This window comes from Microbispora sp. CSR-4 (assembly GCF_008033685.1).
In the GTDB taxonomy this organism is placed as follows: Bacteria; Actinomycetota; Actinomycetes; order Streptosporangiales; family Streptosporangiaceae; genus Microbispora.
In genome coordinates this window covers 1-625 of record NZ_VJVX01000234.1, presented here as the reverse complement: position 1 = coordinate 625, position 625 = coordinate 1, and the positions used below count along the sequence as shown (strand labels likewise).

The window sequence follows — 625 nt, the reverse complement described above, 5'->3', positions numbered from 1 at the left end:
CCGGGCACCGGCCTCACGCGGCAGGTAGAACTCCCCTTCCACGCCGCCGCCCTTGCCCGGGCGGACCCGCAGGAACCGCCGCCCGTAATCGGCCCGCTCGTCGCGTTCTTCCCCATCGGGGTCGAGCACCGCGCGTAGGTGGCGGCCGGCCTTGGCGACCTCCGCCGCCCCCGCTTTGCCGGCCAGGTCCACCAGGATCGGCTCCGCCAGGCCGGCTTGCTCGTCGGTCAGTCCGGCGACAGCGGCGCAGATGGCCTCCACCACCCCGGCCGCCAGCTCACCTGTGGCGAACTTCTCCCGCACCTTGGGGAGGCGGGGCAGTTCCGCGCCGAGGGTGAGCAGGCGGCCCGCACCACCCACCGTCATCCCCCCACTGGTGCGCAGCCAGCAGCGGGTGGAGGCATGGCCGTGCTGTTTGGCCTGACCTGCTCGGTGGACCCGGCCGACGCGGTCGGCCAGGGCGCTGGTGATCCGATCCCGGGCGAACAGCAACTCCTCCGCCTCGGCCAGGCACATGTCCACATCGTCGGGAAGCGGCGTCAGCGCCAGCTCTTGGGCCACCTCACGAACCGACCCCACCACCACCCACGACGACCGCACACGACCCCGACCGCGGCCACCCACA

General features: G+C 73.3%; 1 protein-coding gene. It reads right to left on the bottom strand.

The features are described 5' to 3' along the window. A partial coding sequence (locus tag FLV34_RS39600; protein WP_147945625.1) for a DUF222 domain-containing protein occupies window positions 1–561 on the bottom strand: 561 nt, incomplete at its 3' end. Between the last annotated feature and the right edge of the window lie 64 nt (window positions 562–625).